Origin of the sequence: Paenibacillus taichungensis (genome assembly GCF_003287275.1) — a bacterium.
Taxonomy (GTDB): domain Bacteria; phylum Bacillota; class Bacilli; order Paenibacillales; family Paenibacillaceae; genus Paenibacillus; species Paenibacillus taichungensis_A.
The window spans coordinates 1-24,532 of sequence record NZ_QEVW01000018.1 but is presented as its reverse complement, the minus strand read 5'-3'; the positions used below and the strand labels follow the sequence as shown (position 1 = coordinate 24,532).

The 24,532-nt window shown below is 47.8% G+C and carries 17 protein-coding genes; 2 read left to right on the top strand and 15 right to left on the bottom strand.

Annotated features, from left to right (window positions below; all coding sequences use genetic code 11):
• Positions 1 to 59: 59 nt before the first annotated feature.
• Entirely contained in the window at positions 60 to 1,202 is a 1,143-nt protein-coding gene (locus DC345_RS25070) for a family 8 glycosyl hydrolase (protein ID WP_113055517.1), read from the top strand.
• A 128-nt stretch (positions 1,203 to 1,330) separates the two neighbouring features.
• Here DC345_RS25070 and DC345_RS25065 read toward each other — a convergent pair whose 3' ends face one another.
• From DC345_RS25065 to DC345_RS25020, 10 genes are all read right to left on the bottom strand, one after another.
• Positions 1,331 to 3,028, bottom strand: coding sequence for an RICIN domain-containing protein (locus DC345_RS25065; protein ID WP_258530799.1), 1,698 nt, complete (start codon positions 3,026 to 3,028; stop codon positions 1,331 to 1,333).
• 207 nt (positions 3,029 to 3,235) lie between these two features.
• On the bottom strand, positions 3,236 to 4,180 hold the full coding sequence (locus DC345_RS25060; RefSeq protein ID WP_113055515.1) for a carbohydrate ABC transporter permease: 945 nt from the start codon (positions 4,178 to 4,180) through the stop codon (positions 3,236 to 3,238).
• A 17-nt stretch (positions 4,181 to 4,197) separates the two neighbouring features.
• A complete protein-coding gene (locus tag DC345_RS25055) occupies positions 4,198 to 5,043 on the bottom strand; it encodes a carbohydrate ABC transporter permease (protein WP_113055514.1) in 846 nt (281 codons plus the stop codon).
• Between the two features lie 53 nt (positions 5,044 to 5,096).
• Positions 5,097 to 7,676: a DUF5696 domain-containing protein gene (locus DC345_RS25050; protein ID WP_181586726.1), complete on the bottom strand. Its 2,580-nt coding sequence runs from the start codon at positions 7,674 to 7,676 to the stop codon at positions 5,097 to 5,099.
• Positions 7,677 to 7,692: 16 nt separating this feature from the next.
• Positions 7,693 to 8,328 (bottom strand): Yip1 family protein, encoded by a 636-nt coding sequence (locus tag DC345_RS25045; RefSeq protein WP_113055513.1) that lies wholly within the window; start codon positions 8,326 to 8,328, stop codon positions 7,693 to 7,695.
• Positions 8,312 to 9,775, bottom strand: a complete 1,464-nt coding sequence (locus DC345_RS25040; protein WP_258530796.1) for an NHL repeat-containing protein — start codon at positions 9,773 to 9,775, stop codon at positions 8,312 to 8,314. Before DC345_RS25040 ends, DC345_RS25045 begins: the two co-directional genes overlap by 17 nt.
• 15 nt (positions 9,776 to 9,790) lie before the next feature.
• Positions 9,791 to 10,666 carry a carbohydrate ABC transporter permease gene (locus DC345_RS25035; RefSeq protein WP_076288847.1) on the bottom strand — a complete coding sequence of 292 codons (876 nt, stop codon included), beginning with the start codon at positions 10,664 to 10,666 and terminating at the stop codon, positions 9,791 to 9,793.
• A gap of 2 nt (positions 10,667 to 10,668) precedes the next feature.
• Complete coding sequence (locus DC345_RS25030) at positions 10,669 to 11,571, bottom strand: carbohydrate ABC transporter permease (protein WP_258530798.1); 903 nt, start codon at positions 11,569 to 11,571, stop codon at positions 10,669 to 10,671.
• 73 nt (positions 11,572 to 11,644) lie between these two features.
• Positions 11,645 to 14,542, bottom strand: coding sequence for an extracellular solute-binding protein (locus tag DC345_RS25025; protein WP_113055511.1), 2,898 nt, complete (start codon positions 14,540 to 14,542; stop codon positions 11,645 to 11,647).
• A gap of 105 nt (positions 14,543 to 14,647) precedes the next feature.
• Positions 14,648 to 16,006, bottom strand: coding sequence for an extracellular solute-binding protein (locus DC345_RS25020; protein ID WP_113055510.1), 1,359 nt, complete (start codon positions 16,004 to 16,006; stop codon positions 14,648 to 14,650).
• Positions 16,007 to 16,290: 284 nt separating this feature from the next.
• Here DC345_RS25020 and DC345_RS25015 point away from each other — a divergent pair, with 284 nt between their 5' ends.
• Positions 16,291 to 17,046: a helix-turn-helix domain-containing protein gene (locus DC345_RS25015; RefSeq protein WP_146752159.1), complete on the top strand. Its 756-nt coding sequence runs from the start codon at positions 16,291 to 16,293 to the stop codon at positions 17,044 to 17,046.
• 181 nt (positions 17,047 to 17,227) lie between these two features.
• Here DC345_RS25015 and DC345_RS25010 read toward each other — a convergent pair whose 3' ends face one another.
• The 5 genes from DC345_RS25010 to DC345_RS31850 all read right to left on the bottom strand — a co-directional run.
• Positions 17,228 to 18,850 carry a response regulator gene (locus DC345_RS25010; RefSeq protein ID WP_113055508.1) on the bottom strand — a complete coding sequence of 541 codons (1,623 nt, stop codon included), beginning with the start codon at positions 18,848 to 18,850 and terminating at the stop codon, positions 17,228 to 17,230.
• On the bottom strand, positions 18,843 to 20,606 hold the full coding sequence (locus DC345_RS25005) for a sensor histidine kinase (RefSeq protein WP_309304349.1): 1,764 nt from the start codon (positions 20,604 to 20,606) through the stop codon (positions 18,843 to 18,845). Before DC345_RS25005 ends, DC345_RS25010 begins: the two co-directional genes overlap by 8 nt.
• A 39-nt stretch (positions 20,607 to 20,645) precedes the next feature.
• Positions 20,646 to 22,340, bottom strand: a complete 1,695-nt coding sequence (locus DC345_RS25000; RefSeq protein ID WP_258530795.1) for an extracellular solute-binding protein — start codon at positions 22,338 to 22,340, stop codon at positions 20,646 to 20,648.
• A 147-nt stretch (positions 22,341 to 22,487) separates the two neighbouring features.
• Positions 22,488 to 24,020, bottom strand: a complete 1,533-nt coding sequence (locus DC345_RS24995; protein ID WP_113055506.1) for a glycoside hydrolase family 43 protein — start codon at positions 24,018 to 24,020, stop codon at positions 22,488 to 22,490.
• A 340-nt stretch (positions 24,021 to 24,360) separates the two neighbouring features.
• The coding region (locus tag DC345_RS31850; RefSeq protein WP_472924296.1) for a beta-xylosidase family glycoside hydrolase at positions 24,361 to 24,532 on the bottom strand (172 nt) is incomplete at its 5' end.

Sequence of the window (24,532 nt, the reverse complement as noted above, 5' to 3'; positions counted from 1 at the left end):
ATTTGAATACTTCTGTCATGATATAATTTGATCGACGATTCAAATGAAGGAGGAATACGATGAATATTACGGGTCAAGGGGCTTATGATACAGGTACATATACCAATTTCTTTTACAAGTTGGGTTATGAAGAGCATGAGATAAACGCAAAGCTGGAGCAAACATGGAATGAGCTATTCTACGGAAACGAGAATACGCGAATATATTACCCGATGGGTGAGGACAAAGGCTATTTACTCGATACCGGTAACAACGATGTTCGCTCCGAAGGCATGTCTTATGGCATGATGATGGCTGTACAAATGGATAAGAAAGAAGAATTCGATCGGCTCTGGAATTATTCCCATACGTTCATGCAGCATGCTGAAGGTCGATACAAGGATTATTTTGCCTGGCACTGCAAACCCGATGGAACCCGCCTATCACAAGGTCCTGCACCTGATGGTGAGGAGTTTTTCGCTATGGCCTTGTTGTTTGCCTCCAACCGTTGGGGTGATGGCACTGCACCTTTTAACTATAAGGAACAAGCCCGAAAGATCCTCCGTGCATGCATTCATCAAGGTGAAGATGGCGAGGGAGATCCTATGTGGGACCCGGAAACAAGGCTGATCAAATTTGTACCGGAGTCACCATTCAGCGATCCATCCTACCATCTCCCCCATTTCTATGAGTTGTTTGCATTATATGCGGATGAAAGCGATCAAACCTTTTGGAGAGAAGCAGCGGCAGCAAGTCGTGCATATCTGCATACAGCATGTCATCCTGTAACCGGGCTTTCGCCTGAATATGCGAATTATGACGGCTCACCAGCACCGATTCAGCGGCATGGTGATTTTAGACACTTTTACAGTGATGCCTATCGGGTTGCAGCGAATATTGCTCTGGATTGGGAATGGTTTCGCAAAGATCCGTGGCAGGTTGAACAATCCAATCGAATTCAGTCCTTCTTCAGCAGCATTGATGTATCCGAATATCGCCGATATACCATTGAGGGTGAAGCTTTCGATGAGCCTTCCTTACATCCTGTAGGCCTGCTCGCTACCAATGCGATGGCTTCGCTGGCTGCTGATGGTCCAAATGCCGATCAATTCGTCCGCCTGTTCTGGAAAACCCCATTGCGTCAGGGTGAGCGCCGCTATTATGACAACTGTCTGTATTTTTTCAGTTTGCTGGCTTTAAGCGGCAGATATCGGATGTATTGATCATAGAGCAATGATTCATCGTAAAAACGAGTTCATATGCATCAAAGCGCATCGTGCAGACTGAAATTTTAACGAAGAGAGGACCTTTCCGGGCATAACAGCCGGGCAGGTCCTCTTGTGTATTGACGTTAATTGCTAACAGCAATAAATTTCCATTGTTGATTCGTTGCACCCGTGTAGGTGTTCTGCTGCAACTTGGCACCATCGGACGTGGAAGCGCTTTCCACTTCAATCGCTTTGTTGCTGTTCACGTTAATGATACTCCAATATCCATTGCCCAGATCGTTGACTTTGAAATGTTGAGCGGTCGTGTTCAGATTGCTCATGAGCTGCACTGCTTCACCGTTCGTGAGGGTACCGTTGCGAACATCAATCACTTTGTCCGGTGAGTTCACGCTGGTTAGTGTATAGCTGCCGCCGCCGATGGAAGTCAGAACCCACTTCTGAGGATTGCCGCCGAGATCGCTCCATTGCTGAAGCTGAAGATTGTTCTGATTTTGCCCTCCAGGAACGTCAATGACCTTATTTGAATGTCTGGCCACAATTTTGTAAGTCGCGCCTGAAACAAGCCCGGTTGTCGGTCCACCACCATTTCCACCGCCTGGATACGATTGTGCACGTTCATGGTACCAGTTGAACAGGAATCGTCCCATGGCACTTCGGGATGCATCTCCATCCCATTTCAGTCCGGCTGTTGGATCGGCAAAAGAACTGCGTTGACCCGGCTCAAGAATGAAGCCGTTCATGTGAGCCGCGATGCTAACATTACCTGCCGCGTTGAAGATGGTTTTGGTATTGGTGCCGAAACCTTCGTTGCTGCCATTAAACAAGTTCCAGTAAGCCGAATCACCAGGTTTGTTCTTAAACCAGGTTACTTCGGTGATGTTGATCGGATACTTGTCTGCAGCTGCCTTGACATTGGTATTCCATTGATCTTGCAAAATGGAGAAGTTATCGTATGCGCCGTAGCCAGGATACCAGTGCACCGCATATCCATAATTGTCCAGGGGATCAGTCAATGGATGGCTTGCTGTCAGACTATAGAACTGGTTATACCCCAGACCAGCAGCCCAAATTACATTGTCGGCACCCTGGTTACGAATAGTGGAGATGATGGAGTTCTGGAAATTACGCAGGTCATTCCAGTGATCCACGAAATCATTTTCTCCGTTGTATCCGCCCCAATGTCCATTCGCATACGATTTCACTGGCTCATTAATCAGCTCGAAATGAACGTTGTCTGCACTTTTAATCTCCGGAAGAGAGGCAAGATATCCCCATATTTGATTGAATTTCTGCAGGTTGGAAGCGGTCGTTGCCTGGTCATCCTTCAACGTAAAGTCGAGTCCCAGCACCACATAAACACCCTTGGTTTTGGCATATTGAATGTACGGGATAATGACGTTCTGCGTAACAGTCTGCACACCAGCAAAATTATATGTACCAGCCGCCACATCACCCATGTCCTGACGATCTATGAACAGACGTACCTGATTCATATTCCAGCCATGATTGCTGCCGTATTTCGGGCTTGTGTCCGCAAAAGTATCGGTAATGTCTTTGAGATATGCCAGTGTTGCAGCGTGACGGTTATTACCGTGCAGATTGAGATAATAGTTGCTGTCCTGATAGGTCCAGTAAGCACCTGAAGGTTGATGCCAACCGTTCAGAAGCACAGGCTGATTGTTGCTATTCACCAGATTCTTGCCACTTACGTGAAGCTTGCCCATAGGCATGCCAACCCACGCCTCAGCGCGGCTCCCTCCCCATGGAGCAATCGTAATCAGTAAAGCCAAAACGAGTAAAAGTTTACAAGACATCCACATCTTTTTCACTTTATATCCTCCTGTCATGATCGATTGCTTCCCTTATTGCAAAATGATGAAATGCAGCACAGCCCTTACTAGGCTTAGGCACCGGTTGGCGCACGCTTCCGCAACCCGTTCCATACGTTCAGTTGCATGACTCCTCGCCCTCCTTTCACAGATTATCAAATCTGTCTCAGATCTTTCTTTACTGTAACGGCTAACGTTTTAGCCAACGATACCTGTACGTTCTACACTCTCCACGAAATAACGCTGTACGAAGAGATAGATAACAATCAAAGGCAGAATGGCGAGCAGTATCCCCGTATCCTGAATCATGCTCAGATAGAAAGGATCAGCTTTGGAGGCGCCATCACTGACTTGCTGGGCCAGATTATACGGAAGCGATGACAGTTGGGTCGACATGACCTTGCTCGAAGTCAGATACGTGGTCGTGTAGAAGCTATCATTCCACTGCCATACAAAGGAGAACAGCATCACGGTCACCATGGATGGAATCGCATTCGGCAGCATGATTCGTGCAAAAGTTCGCCCGATGCCTGCCCCGTCCACGTAAGCCGCCTCTTCCACTTCCTTCGGGATGCCGCGGAAGAACTGACGAAAGATGAAAATATACAATCCAGCTTTAAGCGAATTTGCCGTAATGGCTGTCAGAATGAACGGCCAGTAGGTATTCAGCAGGTTCACCGGTTTGCCGGCAATAAGCGTCATTAAGCCCATCAAGTCAAAGCTTTTCAAATTCAGATACACCGGAATCAAAATGGTCGTGGGTGGAACGAGAATCGTGAGAATCACACCTGCGAACAGCAAGTTGCTCCCCTTGAACTTCAACCGGGCGAAACCATACCCTGCAAGGGCACAGGATGCTGTCGTTAACAGTGTTGTTGCAGCTGACAGCGCGAAGGTATTGAACAGAGTCGCCCAGTAATCCATAACCCGAATAGCCTGCTGAAAGTTATCGATCGAGAAATTCTGAGGGATCCATATCACCACTGCTGAATACAGATCACCCTTATCTTTGATGGACGTTGAAATTTTCTGGAATATCGGAAAGAGGATAACAAAGGAAAGTCCGGTAATCAGCACAAGTCGGATGACAGACCAGAGCCAGCCTTTCCAGTGTTCCAGCGATAATAATCGTGATGTTGTCACACTGAACGCCCTCCTTTCTAATCTTGATAGAACACTCGTTTCGAGAAAATCATGGATACAATGACTAGAATGATGGCAATGGCCACAAAGTAAACCCATGCCATGGCCGAACTTAAACCAAAGTCAAACTTCACGAATCCAGTATCACGAATCAATTCAGTCATGGCATTATTCGCGAACGAGTCGATAATCGTGTAGATCGCATTGACAAAAATAAGTGGGCTGACCATCGGGAACGTAATTTTCCAGAATGCTTCGTACCCAGTCGCACCTTCCATCTTGGATGCCTCATATAGCTGAGGCGAGATCGTCTGAATGCCGGCCAAAAAGATTAAAATCTGCACGCCCGACTGACTGACAATCTGATAGATCCGATCAACGGCACTGCTCAGATACGTCACGATCCATTCGCTCACTCCCGCATCCAGCATCAGATACTCCAACTCAAACGTACCGAGTGCGCTTCCTCCGGTACCGTTCTGATTAACCGCATCAATCAAGCTGGTGCTCTCCAGGGACATGATTACACCGGAGGCCAAAATAACAGGCAAAAAGAAGATGGAGCGTGCAATGGCTCGGCCTCTGAACTTCTGGTTCAGGATGACGGCGAGAAACAGGCTGAATATGACGATGAGTGGCACATTGACGAGCACATCGGTAACAGACTCGATCAGCGCACGGTTAAAACTCGTATTAACGGTAAGCGCCTGAATATAGTTAGCAACACCAGTAAATTGAATGGCAATGCCTTCCGCATTGGCCTGAATCGTGCTCATGCTGTAACGCAGCGAAGCCAGCAGCGGGATGAAGAAAAACAATACAAATCCGATCATCCACGGAAGCACGTAGATGACGCCCCACATGGCTTTCTGCTGAGCATACGTACGACTTCCCCATTTCCATTTCAGGAGTGTCTTCAGAGCTGCTCACCACCAGTCACATAACCTTGCGCATTCACGGTTTGGCCCTCAACCTCTATAGGAAAATTATTATAATTCACAATTACGAAGCCACCACCGTCATAGGTTGTTCGATACACACCTTCCGCCAATGATTCATGCGATTTCATTGAACGCCCGGCAAATGAAAAATTGGTCTGGTTCACCTCGTTGTACATCTCGGCAGCCAGATCCACCCACTGCTCGTAGTTGGCCGCGTACAGATCATCATAATCGGTCTGTTTGACCACGTGGTTGGGTGCATTGAACCAGGCGAAGTAAGGGCTTGCTCCATATTCAATCAGTTTTAGCACATACTGCCTCGGGTTCGTATAGGTCGAGAGATTGTATGGAGAGCCGGTGTAACTGATATTCCCATGAACGACTAATTGGAAAAACGGAACCTCTTCATCCTCCAGTTTGAACTGGCTGCTGCTCATCGGCGCGTCCGTCAGCCCAGTAACATAAGGCAGTGCGTAGCCATTGCCACCCTCGGCCACAACGGAACCTGCCTGTTGTTTGATCTGTTCCAGCGCTTTAATGACGACGTCCAGCGCTTCCGTTCGATCCAGGAGCTTCTTCGGATTCATGTCGCTGTTCAGCTGTTCAGCCAGATCTTTCAGGCTCAGCGACTGAGACTGTTCCTCTTTTTGAATAGACTTCATCTCAACCAGCATCTCTTTCGTCACCTGATTCAGCTTGTTGGGCGAAAGCACATAGGATGGAGACCGTTCACGGTCCCGTCGCTGCAAAGCCTGATTCATCGGATATACCACAGCCGGTTCTTGGGTTAAAGTTCGTGAAGCCGCTCCGGAAGGTTTGAATCCTTTCTTGGATTGCACATTCAGCAAAGCTACATCCGGATAAAAGCCAATGCCTAACTCCTTTGTATAATCGCTAAAATCGCGCAATCCCTTTTGGCCACCAATCGCTCCCTCCACCGATATGGAATCCGGCAGCCGGTGATGCAGTCCATCATTGAACCATCCGGCGTAGCGAACCTGAATGTTGGATACATTTTTCTCCGTCAATGTAGACAGAATCTGCTTGGCTTCCTCAAAGGTCGTAAGCGCCTCTGTCGAATCATAAGGGATACCCAGCATATGTTGCCGTGTTGTCATCCCGCTGAACAATTTCAGATAAAATGGAATGCCTGCCTGTTCTTTACCTGCTCGCTGTTCGGGAAGTCCACCGGTCTGTAACAGATAATTCCGGTAGAGTTCGGCCAACCCTGAGTAGGAAGCCTTCTCCCCACCGACAAAAGCGTATCTGACAACAAAGTCTGACGCTGTCGGTTTTTTCTGGAATTTGGGTAGTGTTCGCACCATGTCACTTGCTTGAAGTGTTACATCGCTCTTATTCATGACATAGAAGCTTGGATATACGTTGTTGTAGCTGTTCAGCTTGCCGCTGATATCCGCATTCACCACTGCCACAGCGTCCCCTTCCTCGATAATGCCAAGGAAAGCACCCTCTTTCCGAATCAGTCCAAAAACAGGCAATCGGGCTTTGGCTTCCGCCCAGGCGGCTTCCCCCAGCTTCATCGTCAAGTCCGGGCCATAAATATCCTGTTGATAACCGGGATACTGAAGCTTGCCATTGTTAAAATGGATCAGTGCTCCGGAGCCGTCCGGTACAAAAATCGAGCCCTCTTCCTCCGTCCCTCCGGCTCCGAAATATTCAAGCACGGATATAGTGTTGATCGGATACTCTTCCGGAAAATGAATACCGGATGCAGGAACACGCACCAGCAGATTCTCACGATCCAGTTCGTATTCCAAAGTCATCATGAAGAGCCGCGGTCCACTGCGCTCCAGATCAATCCCATGTTCGGCATGATCCTGTGCCAGGTCTTCTTCCGTATAACCGGCCGTGTCAAATGCTTTCAGGGCACGAGACAGCTGGAGTCCCTGCAGGGCCTTGTCGATTCGAACATAGACACCCTCTTCTTTATCTTCGGTATACCCGATCTTCAAGGCGCGTTCCCCTGCCTTGTCGAGCTGTGCTAACAGTTTCTGCTCAAATCGTTCCTTGCTGATTTTGACCGGCAAGTCTTCAATTGAGCGCTCGGTGCTCCCAAACTGATAATTAACCCGGACCCCGCTTTGCATAGCCTCATAGCTAACCTGCTTGTGTCCGATGCTATCTGTATAAGAATTAACCATACTGCTCTGACCCTGATTGTTGAAAAAGCTAAGCCTGGCTTGGGATGACAGAAGATCTTTGTTAATGCCAGCCGCAGTTCCGTCCTGCTCTCTATCTGCCGGATTGCTACGCCAGATTTGTCCGCTCTCTCTATGCAGGACAGCAATCTCTGCCGTCTCTTCATCGATAAACAGCTGCAAGGCTTCGTTCCTGGCAATACCAATCATGCCTTGAAGGCGAGTATCGCTAAAGGAAGATTTCAGTTGTTCTCCGGGAGGCAGGGAGGGGAGATCGGCCTGATCTACAGCTGCTGCCTCACGAGCTTGCGGTGATGGCGGGAACTGGCAACCACTTAGAAGCAGACTGCCAATGAGCAGCATTCCGGTTATTTTTTTTGCTACAACATATTTCACTGGATGTCCTCCTTCCTTAGCCCCGAAGCACTATTTCCTGATAGATGGTTACGACAAACGATACGATCTGCTGTACAAGACTAAAGAAAAGCAGGCACAGAAAGGCCATAAAAGCCATGGCTACCAAGGTAAGCAGCATTGTTAGTACCGTCTTAGCCGGGGTGTACTGATGAACGGTCATGTTGCCCACGAATAACAGATATACCGTCCAAGCCACAGCAAGTGCATTGGAGAAATAATAGAAGGCTGTTTCCTGCGCGGAAATGATGAGACTCAGCCAGATCCACGGGAAATGAATCAGGAGCAGCGGCACCAGCGCAAAACACGTCGACATGAAAATCTCCGAAAATTTGCCTTCTCCGTCCATCAGGGTCGTCAACGACCAGTTGGCCACACACCAGAATAGTACTGGGATAATGACGTACAACACTTCAAGCAGGCTGTTCAGATACTTGGGATTGTTAAAATTAATGAGAAAGCCGCTGTACTGTACATGCAAAATTTTAGAAATCACCAGCATCAGCATAATCATGCATGCAATCAGCATTGTTGTTCGTTGATTGCGTTCATATTTCAGTTCCCAATATCCGTCGAATGGGTGAAAGATGAGATGTAGCGGATACTGGTAAAATTGTTTACTTGGCACTTGCATTTGTTGCCCTCCTTTTCTGCCTGCGAACGATAGTGACGGATACAAACGCAGCTACAGCCAGGAATAAACCGGACATTATCCACGAGAAATGCTCGCGCATCAGTTCTTTGCGGAACAGAAGAAAAGCTTTCGAATACCCCTGCCGCTCCATGCTCCGTTTAAAATATTGCGCAGATTCGGCATAGTCCTTCTGACGAAGAAGCGATTTGCCAATACCCGCATAAGCGTACTCCAGATTAGCGTTCATCTCGGCGGCCTTGGCGAACAGCATCGAGGATTGATCTTCGTCGCCGTTATAATAACTACGCACTGCTTCGTGCACAGTGCGACCGTACTCGGTTGTCTGGAATATCGTAATTTCACCCAGCGCTTTATCCAAAACAAGCATCCGGTCTCCCACACGTTCCAGTGCGACTGGTGTATTAAACTGACCCAAACGATTGCCAATGCCGCCAAAGATATGTAGAAGATATCCGTCGCCGTTATAAGTGAAAATTCGCCCTCTGTTGGAGTCGAGCACGGAATACATGTCGCTGTCTCCTACATCTACATCAATCAGGCGTGAAGGCCCAGCTTCCTTCGTATACATCAGATCGCCTTGGGGGTAATGATAACCTTGTCTGCGTAAAATATCGGAGCCCTGGGCATTCAATTTCTTGATTGGATCTTTGCCGCCATCACTACTCGTGGCGTAAATGAACCCTTCTTCATCTATATCCAGGTTGGTGAATTCCGTCGGCGTAAACATAACCATCTGACTGCGCTGTTCACGCGTAGCAAATCGTTTCCACAAATACTCCACCGGATCAACCTGAACCCTGTTCGCTCCGATAAAGGAGGAGAATGTGCCGTCGACACTGAACTCCATGAATCCGTCAAACACACCCTCCGCCATGACGTAAATCCGTTCTCCCTTATCCATGACAACCCGCACGGGCTTGAATTGAAAGTCTGTTTGTAACAGATCTGATTTCGGTTCAGCCACTACCTTGACCAAGCGGCCTTGATCATCCAGATGAATGACCCGGTGATTGTCGGTATCTGCAACGAGCATATCCCCCTTTTCACTGACATAGAGCCCTTGCGGATTTTTGAAATGGTCCTTCTTTCCCTCGCGTTCAAAGGAATCAAACGTCCGCACCAGCTTGAAATTGCGGTCCAACTCCACGATGCGACCATTGCCGGAATCCAATACGAACACCCGCTGATCGGCTGTGACATACATGTCACTCGGTTCTTTGAACGCAGTGGTGTTCAGTTTCCTGCCCGTGATAATGGACGTCGCCTCGTACGCCGCCGGAGCCGGAACGGAATCGCCCCAGTAGGAATACTGGTAAGCATCCTGCTTGCCATCTGCACTTGCGGGTGCTGCCTCTTGGCTGAACCACAGGAGGCAGACCATGCCCAAGATGATCCAGCCCTGCTTGTTCCATGTGCTTTTCCGCACCTCGCTGCCTCCTTTCTACTCTTTCATGCCCGAAGTAGCCATTGTCTGCATGACACTGCTCTGGGAGATGATAAACAAGGTTATCGGCACGATCATCAGCAGCAGTGCAACCGCTGCACCAACTCCTGCTCTCGCGATCCCCCCTTGAACAATCTGACTTAGCGCGTAATGCAGCGTTTTGAGATTTTCACTATAAATAAAACTTCCACCGTCTGTTCCCCAGAGGGCCGGAAACTGCAAAATCATCAGTGTAAGCCAGGCCGGCTTCACGTTAGGCATCACAATACTCCAGAAAATCCGGTATTCATTCGCGCCATCGATCTTCGCAGCCTCCAGGAGTGCATCCGGAATCTGTTCCATGAACTGCTTCATCAGGAACAGTCCCAGGGAGAATGCAAGGGACGGAACGATAATGGACGCGTGGCTGTTAATCCAGCCGAGCCAGGACATGACCATGTAGTTTGGAATTGCTGTGACATGCGGCGAGAACATCAAGGACAGGATCACAATCGTGAACAATACTTTTGAGCCGGGAAAACGATATTTGGCCAGCGGATAAGCGGCTGCCGAGGCCAAAAGAATATGCCCCGCTGTTCCTAATATCGTAATAAGTAACGTATTGGCAATATAGCGGGATAACGGGACCCACGAATTGCCCATCAGATTGATCAGATCCGCAAAATTTTCCGTTGTCGGGTTGTTCACCCAGAAACGTGGCGGAAAAATAAACAGTTCATCCAGTGGTTTAAATGCGTTGTTAACGGCATATATGAGCGGGAGCACCATAAATGATCCAAACACGGCCAGCAGGGCAAACAGCATGAGGCTGACGGTAAATGACCGATTCAGTCTTTTGGGCATGCCGAACACGGCGCGTACTTTGCTGGTCATTGTCATTCACCTATCTTTCTCAGCATTTTTTGCGTCAGGACGTTCGTACCAAGCATTAGAACAAACAGAACCGTTGCTATGGCAGAGGTATATCCCATCTCGAAGCGAATGGTGCCGAAGTCCATCAAGTGGGTAACGACCGTATGCGCTGCATAGTTAACACTTGGGAAACCGGCCAGGGCAATCGAAATTTCGGCTACAGCAAATGAAGCCGTAATCTGCATGACCGCACCAAACATGAGCTGGGGCCTCATCGATGGCAAGGTAATATACCAGAGCTCCTGCCAACGATTTTTGATCCCATCCACTGTACCGGCTTCCACCAGCGAGCGGTCAATCGTCTGCAAACCTGCGATAAAGGCCAGGAAACTGGTTCCGAGACTGAGCCATAGTTGAACTATGATGACGATGGCCAGCACGTATTTCTCATCTGCAAGCCATTGGATCGGTTCCAGAATGACGCCCAGGCGCATCAGGAAGCCATTCATGTACCCGTAGCTGTCACCAGAGAAGATGATCAGCCAGATGAAGAACACGTTGCCTGATATGGACGGAGCGTAGAAAACCAGCGTCATGACCGCCCGGACTTTGGGAGACAGCTCATTAATGATCCATGCAAACAAAAAACAGGCAATGTAACTGACAGGCCCAGTAATAACAGCGAATAACAACGTATTTTTCATGGCAATCAAAAAGACGTCGTCACCCAGAAACAGGCGTGAATAGTTCTGCCAGCCGATAAAACGCGGCAGCTCCAGCATATTGAAGTGGAAAAAGCTGAGGCCCAGCGAAATGCCGACCGGAATGACAGTGAACATGAAAAAGATCAACATAAACGGTGCCATCAATACGTAATAGTGTCTGCTGAGATACAGATCCCGCTTCAAAAGGGACCACCAGCCCACCGGACGCGTATGGACGGCAGGAGCGGCTGCTGTCTTGGTTGTTTTTACTTGCAACCGTTACCCTCCCTTCCCTCTACTTCAGATTGAATTCCTTGCGCTTTAACTCGATTTCATCATCGATATACAGGACATAATCCGCCAGGGCCTCACGGGGGTTTTCGCTCGCGTTAACGACCTTGCGGAACGCATTATCCAGATGTCGGCCTGTAAAGTAACCTCCCGGAAGCTGCGGGATACCTTGTACCCACTCCCATTGTTTCTCCAAATTCTGATAATCTTTCACAGGCCAAGGCAGCTGCTGCAGCGCCTTGATGTTGGCCGTTGGGTAACGGGCAGCTGCTCCCATGAGACCTTCCATTTCTCTTCCGTATTCAATCTGCGTCTGCTCATCGGTCCACCATTTCATGAATCTCCAGGCGGCTTCCTTGTTGGCTGCATTTTCGAGCATCATCACGGCGCTAGTCGCACTGGCTACCTCATGCCTTATGGAACCGTCTGGAAGCTCAGTACCCGGAACAATGGTAAAATCCCAGAGGTTACGAATTTCCGGTGCCATGACCGTCAGCATGTTGTAGGTGGTATAATCGGCGATACCGATCGGCATTTCCCCGGTACGGAAACGGTTTGGAAAGTCGGCCTTGAGTGGAAATTTGTAATTGGTATAGAACTGGGTCCAGCGTTTAAAAGCATCCATTGAAATTTCCGAATCCAGTGCACTCTTCTTCTGATCTTCCGTATAGAAGGTGCCATCATTTTGATATAACAGCATGGCAAAAGTGGAGTTCGGTACAAGGTTTGCATTGTTCAGCGTATCCTCGATGGGCAGATAAAACTCCATATTGTGTTTTTGCAGCACTGCGATGGCATTATAGACGTCCTGCCATGTCTTCGGCGGTTCAAGGCCCAGCTCGTTCAGGATATCTTTACGGTAAAAAAGCATCGGGAAGTGCTGCTGCTCCGGCAGGGCGTAGACCCCGTCGTTGTATCGGTAAGGCGTCAGCCCGCTTTCACGGAATCGACCGGAAATTTCTTCAAAGTCCGTGAACTTGCTCAGATCGGCTGCCGCATTCCTCATCGCATAGTTCACGGGAATGTCCTCGCCCATCTGCATAGCCACATCCGGTCCTTCCCCTGAGAGTGTTGCTGGCAGAAGAATGTTGGGCGGAACAAGGCGCAATTGTACCGAGACATCGGTATCCGGGGTAAACGAATCGTCGATCAAACCCTTGAGCACCTGGGCCTGATCTCGTCCAGTCGTAATCCATACGGTAATTGCGTCTTTCTTTTGCTCCACGTTGCCGATACTGTCGTAATCTTCCGTATAGGAAGCCACATAGGCACCCAGTTCATGTTTTGCTTGCTGAATGGCTGTTGCCTCCGCTTTAGGCAATGACTCGCCTGGGGGGCTTACAACAAGATAATCCATCGTAATAGGCTGCTCCCGCACGGTCAGAATCCAGGTACCGAGACCACCCACATTAATCTTAAACGTGTCCAGCCGTTTCGGTACCGTCTCCGGTCTGGCAGTCATATCCTTAAGCTGGACCACCATGGCATTTAGAATCGCGACTTTATCGCTCTGCTCACCTGTGGCTTGCTCCAGGTACGCCGCTACAGAGCTGAGCGTTACCGCCTGCCGTTCAAACACTTCCGTCATCTCTGGAATGCGTCGTTCCAGCTGGTAGTCCCGGAGCGGATCCGGCCGATTAGAGGTGATCATCAATATTTTGCGATACATCTCATTCAGTTCCAGCACGCTGGATTCCACCGTTCGAAGCAGCGGAGCGATGTCACCCAGCGTGACCGTCATCCGTATGCGGTGTTTCCCTTTTTCGAGATGGAACTGGTAAGGCTGATCTTCTCCAGCTCCCAATACCTGTGTTTGCCAGGAGGGACTATAGTTAAAACGAATGCGTTTCATTTCCTTGAACGGCACTTTCCCGTCAATGGTCAGACTGCGGGTCGCATAGATGCCGCGAAGTTGATCCTGTTTCACCTTCAACGCAATTTGATACAATCCATCTTCAGGCACGTCGATCTCCCACTCAATCCATTCACCGGGCAGCTTCCAGTTGATGCCGCCGATGGCGTTGATGCGAATTTTAGATACGTCATACGGCTCCAGCGAAGGGCTGGAGCGATCCGAGATCGGTGCCAGCGTGGGTGAAGATTTGCTTACCGCATGTTCTGCCTGCACCTTCAAGATGACAGGACCGGCCGGTTTCAAGCTACGCGTTTCATAACTCGCCCTCAAATCTGCATAGGACGGAACATCCTCCTCCTGATACAGCTCGATATAATCGATTGCCATGCTCTCCCTTAGCGAGCTGAGCGATAACTGCTGTGTACCCTTTTCAAAATAAAACTGGAACGGTTCCTCAAAGTAACCTGCGCTGTCCCTGAAGGAAGCGTACTGCCATTCCGGCTGTTCAAATTGCCTCGGCCTAAGATCATTCCCTCGATCGTCCCGGCGAACGTCTTCTTCGCGATTGCCCCATACCCTGTCAAACAGCAAGACGTCAGCACCCCTGAACGGAACCTGCCCGTTTATCTCCAGCCTGCGTTCGATGCCGGAACTTTTGCCCTCAACTGGATAATAGTGAATCCGTGCATGGTACAAACCACTCACTTTAATGGGAACATCCCAGCGAATGGTTCCGGTTTCCGGTGTAATGACTGCACTCCCGTCCAATCCGGCATATCCCTGTACTACCTCGAACGTTCCACCCTCTGCCTGAACATAAGACTCACCTTCAATCCGTACGATATTGTCCGGTTTGGCGCTGCTCGCATGAACTTTCAGATAATGTTCATAGCTGCTTTCGTCGTCTGTATTGGCGACCGCTTCAAAATCTTCAAGTGCATGTACCGTTCCTGGGCTTTTATCCCGTGACGGAAAGATCGTCCAGATCGAGAACACCAAGGCCAGGACAAGTACCAGGATCAGTCCCTTTTTCTTACTTGACCGCATGTTCGAATGTATCCCCTTTCCTGTAAGCGTAGCGACCATTAACCGGTTGTCTAACCCGGACAGATCACACCGTCACTGGTGTGCTCTGCCCGCGTACTGTGATACTTATTTTTTGTAGACCTCATCAATCGCTGCCTGGAAAGGAGACTTGTATTTCTCAATCAGCGTAGATACGGATATACCTTCTTTGAGCTCCGCATCAAAATCCCAGAAAGGTAAGGAAGGAAAGGTGTTATGGTCGAGTACCAGCATGCCCTCTGCAACCTCTCTGGCATTATTGATGTCCGCTTCATCTGTCAGATGTGTCTCCAGCGTGGATTGGCCGGGATACTCGTAGATCGAATCGATCTCATTGATTTTCTCCCAGATGTACATGAGCTGTTCTGGATTCTCAACCGCTTTAGGGATTGTGATCGCTTGATAGCGAGATTCACCGGAGTGGTACGCTGAAGCACTTGGCCCTTTGGGAAACGGTACGAATCCAATATCATAATCCTTCATATCTGTCATAATACCTTCGACTTCATACATGGCACCTGCATACATCAAGGTATTGCCTTGACGGAAGAAGGTAGATGGTTCTGTCCAATCACCACCTTCTGTTGCTCTGCCGACCTTCTCCGTTGCCAGTTTGGACAAGAAATTCAGCGCTTCTTTGGTCTTTGGATCTTCCAGGTTCTGCTTATCCTCTTTGGTCAGAGAAGCTTCGTTGGAATACAGAACCGGTTCGAGCAGCCCCGTTTGAGCCAGTCCCCACGTATCCAATTTGCCATCGTTGTTTCGATCCTTGTTCGCTTGCTTCGCCACGCTGAGGAACATATCCCAGTTCCATTCATCAGCATCCACATATTCCTGCAGCGGCTTCAGACCAAGTTCCTGCATGAGCGTCCGGTTGTAGAAAATCCCGTTGATAAAAGAAGACTGATCCTCCGTAAACCCGTAACCTTTGCCTTCATACTGCATGTATTCCTTGGTCGTTTTCTGATTGAACACCTTGTCGTTCTTGATATAATCATCCACTGGCCATAACAAATCCTGTTTGGTCAATGCTGGAATGGCGTAGTCTTTGCCCAGTCTCACAAAATCGCCAAGCGGTTCTCCTGCCATCAGTGAAGCCACCACTTTCTCCTGATACTCACCAAAATCGATGGAAACATATTCGATATTAAAGTTGTGTTTTTTCTTCAGTGCTTCTAGATTTTCGAGGCGCTGAATATTGTCCGGATTGTTGTCCTGAATCTCCATATCCCACCATGCGACCACTTTAATGGTTCGGCCACCCATATCGAAATCCATCTCCGGCGTGGAGTTTTCATTCCCGGGCTCAGTCTCTACAGGTTTTTGTTCCTCCTGAGGTGCCGGTTTCTCCGGTTCAGGTTGTGCGGTTGGCGTAGAACTGCATGCAGTAATGACCAGCATGACCGCAAATACCAGGTTCAGTAGCATAAACTTGTTTTTTCTCATCGTCTTCCCCCCTGAATGTGTCGTTTGCTCCCACAGTGTATCTCTCATATGAAAGCGCAAACAACCCGCTAAAAAACAGATATTTACCCTGACTGATTATAGATTGCCGTACTTTTCAGTGAACATGGGAATTTTCCCTTTCAATTGGTAAAGAAATGAACTTTCTGCAAGAAATGCACATTGTATGCGCTTTCTTTTGTTCCCATAATGGAATTAATCCTTATTTTAAAATGACTTTGGATTGAAGAGTTCATGAGAAGGTGAGGTCATGTTTCGTGTACAATATGTTGCTTGTGGATTATAGCCGCCGGTTGTGCAGAGAGTTTCGACACCTGCTGAGCCATAACAAATCGGAATATGTCATTGGGGATTGTGTGTTCTCTTCCTCTGCGGCCTTGACCGCGTTATCTGAACAACATTTTTCAGTCGTTGTTGTACATACGGAGCAGTGTGATACGGCAGGGCTATGGCTATGTCATTACATACGAAAAAAAAGTAATGTTCCGATCCTACTGCTCGGCGGAAGAGATCACTTCAGACTTGTGCGGAAGGCATTAACGTATCAGGTGAATGATTATTTGCCATGTCCGGTCAGTTCCTCGGCTTTGCTTCACAGTTTGCACAGACTCAGGACTTGTCTGGAACCCGAACCTGTAGTAAAAAGTCCGCCCGTCAAACCGCCCATTCATCTCAACGGCAAAGTGCTGGAGTCAAACCATGTGATCCGTATTATCAAAGCTTATGTACGTGATCATCTTGGCGACGAAATTACACTCAAGAAAATCTCAGATATGCTCCATTTTAATTGTGCATACCTCGGACAAAAGTTTAGATTGGAAGAAAAAATGTCTTTTACTGATTACATGCTGCAACAGCGAATGGAAAAGGCCAAGCAGCTTCTGTCATCTACCAGTCTGCGAATATACGAAATAGCCGTAGAGGTTGGTTACAAAGATATTGATTGGTTTTACAAAAAGTTCAAATCGTATACCGGATCGAGCCCCAATGCATATCGAAGACAGAAAACTCATACCGCTTAGTCCGTGAGGATTTCCTCTTCTGTGCACTAAACCATTCAAATCTCCCGTTAAAAAGCGTAAAAAAACGCAGGAGCTGTTGCCTGCGTTTTTTTGCGTGTCCGCTTCCTTTGAAATGCAATGAAGGCTATCATACCAAGCGGTTACTTACCTGACTAATCAAACTGGAGGAAAGTCTGACTGTCTAACTCACCAGTGTGGATTCACGGTATTCTTGAGGTGTCATGCCCGTCAGCTTCTTAAACAGTCGGGTAAATGAATGAGCTGCCTCATAACCGACTTGCAGTGCTACCTCGCGCACCATAAGATCCGTATTGCCTAGCAGTTCCTTGGCTCTCCGAATTCGGCAATCGTCAATAAACTCGGACAAGTTGATTCCCGTTTCCTGCTTAAAGAAACGGGATAGATAGGACGGGTTGAAATGATTCAATTCAGCCAGTCGAACTAGGGATAGATCCTTTTCAAGGTTATTCTTAATATAGCTGCATATCGTCTGGGTCACCAGGTTAGCTCGTTCCTCTTCGTTCGATTGCTTAAAGTGCACCAGCTCATCTGCTGCGCGGTACAGATGATACACGGCATCCTTCATACTGCGATAATCTCCGAGATGAAGCAGGCTCCGCTGATCAGGAATTTGGTGACGGAGCCCCCAACGATTGAATGTTGAATACAGCATCAGTGCCAGATGATAGTACGTTTCCATCGCACGTTCCATAATCACTTCCTGTTGCAGCAGTTCATTTGCCAGCTCTTCAAAAACATCATAAAAAGACTGGAATCTTCCGGTTTCCAAATAACCCGACATCAACTCAATCCGGTTTGAAATGCGCACGGACTCCTTGGAAGTACCCATAGCAGGTTCTTCTGTTTTATCCGTTAACACCATGGATACCCCGTCTCCAATCTTCATCCACTGTAGTAACCGCAGACGTTCATATTGGCTTGGAATTTGGGACCATTGATAGCCCTGTCCACTTAAAGTAAAAGCAATAGATACGCCTAACGAAGACTGGCAAGCTTCCTGCACAAGTTCCAATGTGCCCTCGACATATGTGACAAAGTGATCGTCTGGGCTAGCATTCTCCCTCTTGGGTTGAAGCAACCAGACTGCATCACCATAATGATCTGTTACACTTGTATTTACCGCATGTTCACGAATAAAAGAAGATCCGATAACTCGTACCGATGCTTGAACGTGTTCCAGATCAGCATGGTCTCCAGGCGGCTTGTTGAATCGACCAAGCACCAGATACACCGGGGATTCTACTTGTAATCCGATGTTTCTTCGGGTGAGTTCAGCTTGTATCTCATGCAAGGAATCGGTCGGTGTACATTTCTGAAGAAGCTTACGCACATATTCCTCCTGTTGCAACGCGGCCAATCTTGAGGTAATCTCAAGCGACTGTTCCAGCATTTCATTCATGCTGTAACTTTGCCGAATCTCTTCCATCACCTGATCGACGACAGTCATTACTTTGTCATAGCCCTCCGTTTTGAGTAAATACCGCACATTGGTCATTTGAAAAGCCTTATACGCATAATCAAAATCGCTGTGTCCTGTCAGAAAAATAACACGACATTGTGGCCATCGGGACTGTATTTCCTCAGTCAATTCCAGTCCGCTTATTCCCGGCATGCGTATGTCTGTCAGCACAATGTCAATCCTCGAGCGTCGCATCCAGGTCAGTGCCTCCGCAGCAGAGTAGGCTTTACAGACATCAAGTTTGTCAGGCATATGTCTGGCGAACGTCTCATACAGACTATCCGTTATAATCTCCTCGTCATCCACGATCAGAAGTCTATACATTCGTTATCTGATCCCCTTCCTTCTGTTGAATTCGTACTGCGACTTTCAATCCCTGCAGCTCACTCCGGGAGAGAAAAAGGCCGCTTCTTTCCCCGTAGGTCAATATGAGACGTCTGTGAATATTCATTAATCCGGTCATTTCATCCGTGCCAGTTTCATTGTGCAATCGCTCTTTGAGAAGCTCAATGTCTTCCATCTGCAGCTCCATACCGTTGTCTTCCACGATGAATTCGACATAGTTTGCTTCCATGCGGAATTGTACGCGCAAGAAACCCATACTCGTGTTCTTTTCAAGACTATGCTCGTAAGCATTCTCGATAATCGGCTGAATAATCAGCCTGGGCACCTGAATTTGTTCCATTCCTGGGGGGACTTGCCCGAAATCCACCTTGATTCGTCTGGAGAATCTTAATTGCTGAATTTCGGTATAGATTCGTGAATGTTCCACTTCCTCCTTCAAAGTCACATGATCTGTTTCGTTTCGGGTGATGAAGCGAAAATATACGCCAAGCATATTTGTAAATTGTTCAATGCGTTCCGTGTCTCCTGTTCTGGCGAGCGAGTTCAGAATAAAGAAGCTATTGTACAGAAAATGCGGATTAATCTGGGATTGAAGCTGTCTCAATTCGGCCCGCTGCATCATCATTGTCTTTTTGAAATCACGGTCAATCAACTGCTGAAGATTTTCAATCATATGATTGAAACGACTGTACAGAAAACCAAATTCGTCTTTACGATGATGGTTGATCGGAATATCCAGCACGCCCCCCTCCATTTTCTTGAATCTTTTGACAAGCAGCAACAGCGGAATGTGGATCAGCTTGTAACTGGAGTACAGATAAGCCGCAATGGCGATGAATGAAGTGATGGCAAAGATCCAGGCCCACTGAACAAATTTGCTAAGGGGTTTGGTTACGATTTTCTCCGGCAAATAAGTGGCTACGGACAAGCCCAAGGTATTCATATGAAGCTGATTCACATGATATAAGGTTCCCTCCACGTTCACCTGAAAATTGTCATGCTGATTTGTAAGACTATATTTACGGTGACTGGACAGAATGACGTCACGCTGCTGCTGGTCTGAGATGGCATGCCCTGTTTGATTCTCGATCAGCAACGTTGCACTCTCGGGATACAGATTGAGTTGTGACAATTCATTTTGAAATTTGGCGGTATCCAGTTCCACTTGGACCACAAACAGGGGGGCCTCTCCTCGCTTGCCTGGTAGCCGAACAGCGCTAAGGTTCAGGTTGTCACTTTTTACAGTAAAGCGAACGCCTTTCCCTTCAAGATTTGAGCTAAAGTAACTAAAGGAATCATGATCGAAGTCATCAATGCCTTGCACTGCCGATATGCTCTTGTTGACTGCAGGGATATGTACGTAAACGTTCTTGATGTAAGCACTGCTGTTCTTGAAAGAGGCCAGTCGCTCAGATAAATAATTCAACGTTTCACGTCTTTCCACTTGGTCCATCATGTTCCAGAGAATGGCAATCCGGTTCAGTTTGCGGTCCTCAGCGATATCAAACTGCTGAAGCTCCAACCATTCAATCTCCCTGTTAAGCTCCATGGCAAATTGGTTCAGGCGCCGATCCGTCGACAGGGATATTTCCTCGCTTGCCGTATCGTAACTCCAATGATACAAATAAACTCCCAGAAGGATCAGAGGAATCACAAAAACCAGATAGGTCATGATTAATCTTGCAAATATGCTGTTGAACCACGACTGGGCAGGAATTCTAAACAATCCGTTCACCTCCTGTGCACCTGGCTGAAAAAGGATTCCGGGTTAATTCTAGGAGGCAGATGCTGGATGATTCCTTGCAACATTGACTCTGAACCACGCATTCACCTCCGATGTAATTTCTTCCCCCCCCAGTTTGTACCAATCGTTCACGAACTGATCGAATTCTTCGATGGGTGAACCAAGAATGATATTCATGTATGCTTCAAGCTGAAGGTCTCGAAGAATAAGCTGTCGATCAACCATAGTTTCGGTTATTCCGCCGGTATACTCGTCATATAGAAGTTGTCCATTCCGGTCATAGGCATCGGCAATACTAAAGGCTCCCAAGGATCCATAAGTCTGTTTCCAACCCCATCCACTTTTTAAGCCCTCTGACTCAAAAGCAACAATTCGTTTGTGGATCGCAAGGGCTTCGTTCTCCAGGCTCGAGAAATCCCCTCTCTTTCTGGCATCACGAATGTCTCTGTAAGCATTCATGTTTTTCATACCTGGAAAAGGGGTTACCGGCGAAAGCATCCACACGGCGCGTGAATCGTCATTGTAGTACGTTTCATACTCGGCTTGCTCACCCCAGTTTTTATCCAAATGCAGATTCATAAGCTTTACGACGACCTCAGGATGTGCAAATCCTTTCCTTACTGCGAAGTATTGTCCTGTATTGGAACGGAGCGGCACCAATATGCCTCTTCCCGACTCAGCCACAAGGGGATAAGCTTGCCATTCCGCATTCGGGTCCCTGTCGCGCGTGGTCTGAAGCATGAATGGGGTCCACTGTTCACCATAGAGCATGCCAATTTTACCGTCCTGAATCAGGCGATACTCCTTGCTTCCGTTTTTGTAGGCAAATTCGGGATCAAGCTGGCCTTCAAGGTATAATGTCTGTAACACCTTCAGTGCTTTTCTTACCTCCGGTTGTATGCCACCGTAAGCCAGATTGCCCTCCTTATCCTTAATCCATATGTTCGGGTAAGCTCCGTAACCGGCCATGAATCCAGATACACCCATAACGGGGTCCCACAAATAACTCGTCATTGCAAGTCCATAGGTATCCTGCTTCCCGTTTCCATCGGGGTCTCCTTTTGTAAACGCTTTAGATATCTGCAGAACATCTTCCATCGTTTCAGGTGGCAGCAGGTCCATTTTTTCCAGCCAATCACTTCTGATCCACAGGTATTGTGCTGTTTCGATGGCAGAAGACGATTCCGGGATCGCCATCAGTCTGCCGTCAATTGTGGCCGCATCGAATGCACCTCTTCCCTCAGCCTCCAATATTTTTTTCGTAAGCGGAGAGGCATGCGTCTGGTACACTTCTGTCAGGTCTTCAATCAATCCCGCATTGCTTAATTGCCTGAGTTGATATGGATTTACTTTGACAACATCCGGAAAACGGCCTGCCGCGAGAGATACGCCCAGCTTCTGATTATATACATCACCCGTTGCGATCCAGTCATAATGAATCTGAATGCCCAATTCTTCTTCATACAAGTGGGTCCAGCGATTATCCTCTAAACTTTCACCCGGTAACTGATCAATCATTTGCAGCAGATCCTCCCCGGTTTCCATGACAAAAGTGACCTTTATCGGTGGTACATATTTCCCATCTTCTCCAGGATTCTGTCCCTGCTGCCCCACAGGTACAGACTGCGGTTGCACTGTAATTCCTTGCGAAAGGCCTGCAGCTACGGACACCAAAAGGAGGAGAATTAAGGTCCATCTTGCTCTGTAAATCCATCTCTCATTCACTGCGACATGCCCCCAGTTCTTCTGGAATGAGTTCTCCATTTTGTTGGATCATCTCGAATCCTATTATTGTATAACAAACTTGGGCGATATGAGTACAAAAAGCCGCCATCAGGCGACTTTATCCATAACCATCGTGTTGTAAGCTGACTAAATGATATCGTATTTGAAATTCGAAAAATCAGCCGTTCCTCCAATGACCTGGGTTGAATACAAGAATAAGCCAATCCGGCAACCCATGAAATGATCCAATTTGTAGAACATCTTGTGGGAAATGCCGAGTGGCTTCCACTCCGTGCCATCGAGATAGGCAAAAGAACACTCATCCTGATTGTTCACGAAATGGCCTGATGCCTGGAGTGTAACGACTGGTCCGGCTACGCGAATCCGCGCATGCTCCTTCGCAGGCTCCTCATCGATCAAATTGCCGAATATGCTGGAATCCTGACTTTCCCGTGCCTGCATGACAAGGTAGAACTCTCCCTGCTCTCTCGTTAGCGCGATCAGGCCATATGTGCCTATTAGGAAACATAGCCCTGCATAATCACCATCGTTTAAACCGCTGCCGTCCAGGGTGACGTTTACCTTACAAGCGGGCCCCATCGCGCGCTGGGTCAATGTGTTCACCGCATAAATAAGGTTCGGGCTAAGCTGGCCGGTCCGAATCCGGTACACTCCATGCTTCTCGGTTACAGACCACAGCTCATCATGGGGCGTGTGGTTCCATTGCCATAAATCACGAAGACGAACTCTGCTGTCCACGCCGATGTGATACTCAAAATCGTCACTGCCTACCAGCGGGCTGTAACGATATTCTGGTCTTGTGCTAGGAATATCTATTGTTCTTGGTGCGTTGCTTGCAAAAACGGGAATTCCGTCTTTAAAATTCATGGGAACGATTACAGGAATACGCCCTACTGCACCATGATCCTGAAATAACACGGCATACCAGTTCCCACCCAGGGTATCGACTATACCGCCTTGAGCAACACCTGAATTGAAATATCCCATATCATCGTTAAATACTTCCCCACCGACAAATTCACCATCTAGCGTATCCGCCATGTAGTAAGCCTGGGTTCTTCGTCCCACCTCTTTGGAAATGTGAATCAAGAACACATAATACTTCCCATTAACCTTGTAGAAATGGGCACCTTCGTAACCAAGATGGTAAGGATTTCGCTCCTTCACGATTAAACGCTGTGCCCCTCCCGGTTTGGGTCCTGATAGATCAGCCTTTAACTCTACCAGATGAATCTCGGCATTACCATGTACCAAATATGCCCGATCATCATCGTCAAAGAATAGGGAGCAATCATGATAAAAGCCCTCAACGATGCGTTTGTCCCATGGCCCCGAAATGGATGCAGACGTGTATAAATACGTTTTTCGCGTATCATTGGCTACAAAGATCACGTAGAACATCCCTTGATGATACCGAAGTGAAGCTGCCCACATGCCTTTACCATAGATGTGCGTGCCATCTTCCAGTCTTTGGGCTGGGGTATCATCCAGTCTGTCATATACATAGGTTGCCACTTCCCAATGGATCAGATCGTACGAACGCAGGATGACGCAACCCGGCATCATGTGCATTGTTGTACTGACCATGTAATAGGTATCTTCTACGCGAATGACATCAAGATCCGGGTAATCAGCCCATATAATTGGATTGTGATACATGCTGTAATTACACCTCACTTTGTTTAGGTTATTGTAAAGTCAAAAGCAAATGTATAAGATGACTGATCAGTCACCCCCATTTTACATGTTTTAATAGGTAAGCGACAGGATAAATAAACCGCTTTCTTCCTTAATAAAAGCTTCAAGTATATTTTGCAATACACAATAACCTCCATGCCAAAGTGATAGTGGCAAGAAGGTTATTATAAAATGACAAATGCATAGATGTTGTTGAAGAGAGATGCCAGCCACGAGCGCTAGCTTTCAAATGTACTCAGATTCACCGCTGCAGCGATGTGAAAAGTGCCCTTAGATGACCCCTTGAATGGTGCCTCGTTGGCTAGATCTCATACTCGAACCACTCAAAATGGGCAGGTGTGCTACTTACCTTACCATTGCCGGTAGCATAGAGTCCGACCACTGCTCCGGTAAAGCACATTTTGTGTACAAAATCCTCTGGGGATAATGCTCTTGCCGAGCCTGAACCCAAGACTGTCCAGTTCTCTCCATCC

Bases quoted from the DNA above. Each gene is read 5' to 3' on its own strand.
- DC345_RS25070 (WP_113055517.1), top strand. From the start codon at position 60: ATGAATATTACGGGTCAAGGGGCTTATGATACAGGTACATATACCAAT.
- DC345_RS25065 (WP_258530799.1), bottom strand. From the start codon at position 3,028: ATGTGGATGTCTTGTAAACTTTTACTCGTTTTGGCTTTACTGATTACG.
- DC345_RS25055 (WP_113055514.1), bottom strand. From the start codon at position 5,043: ATGTGGGGCGTCATCTACGTGCTTCCGTGGATGATCGGATTTGTATTG.
- DC345_RS25045 (WP_113055513.1), bottom strand. From the start codon at position 8,328: ATGCAAGTGCCAAGTAAACAATTTTACCAGTATCCGCTACATCTCATC.
- DC345_RS25035 (WP_076288847.1), bottom strand. From the start codon at position 10,666: ATGACCAGCAAAGTACGCGCCGTGTTCGGCATGCCCAAAAGACTGAAT.
- DC345_RS25025 (WP_113055511.1), bottom strand. From the start codon at position 14,542: ATGCGGTCAAGTAAGAAAAAGGGACTGATCCTGGTACTTGTCCTGGCC.
- DC345_RS25020 (WP_113055510.1), bottom strand. From the start codon at position 16,006: ATGAGAAAAAACAAGTTTATGCTACTGAACCTGGTATTTGCGGTCATG.
- DC345_RS25015 (WP_146752159.1), top strand. From the start codon at position 16,291: ATGTTGCTTGTGGATTATAGCCGCCGGTTGTGCAGAGAGTTTCGACAC.
- DC345_RS25010 (WP_113055508.1), bottom strand. From the start codon at position 18,850: ATGTATAGACTTCTGATCGTGGATGACGAGGAGATTATAACGGATAGT.
- DC345_RS24995 (WP_113055506.1), bottom strand. From the start codon at position 24,020: ATGTATCACAATCCAATTATATGGGCTGATTACCCGGATCTTGATGTC.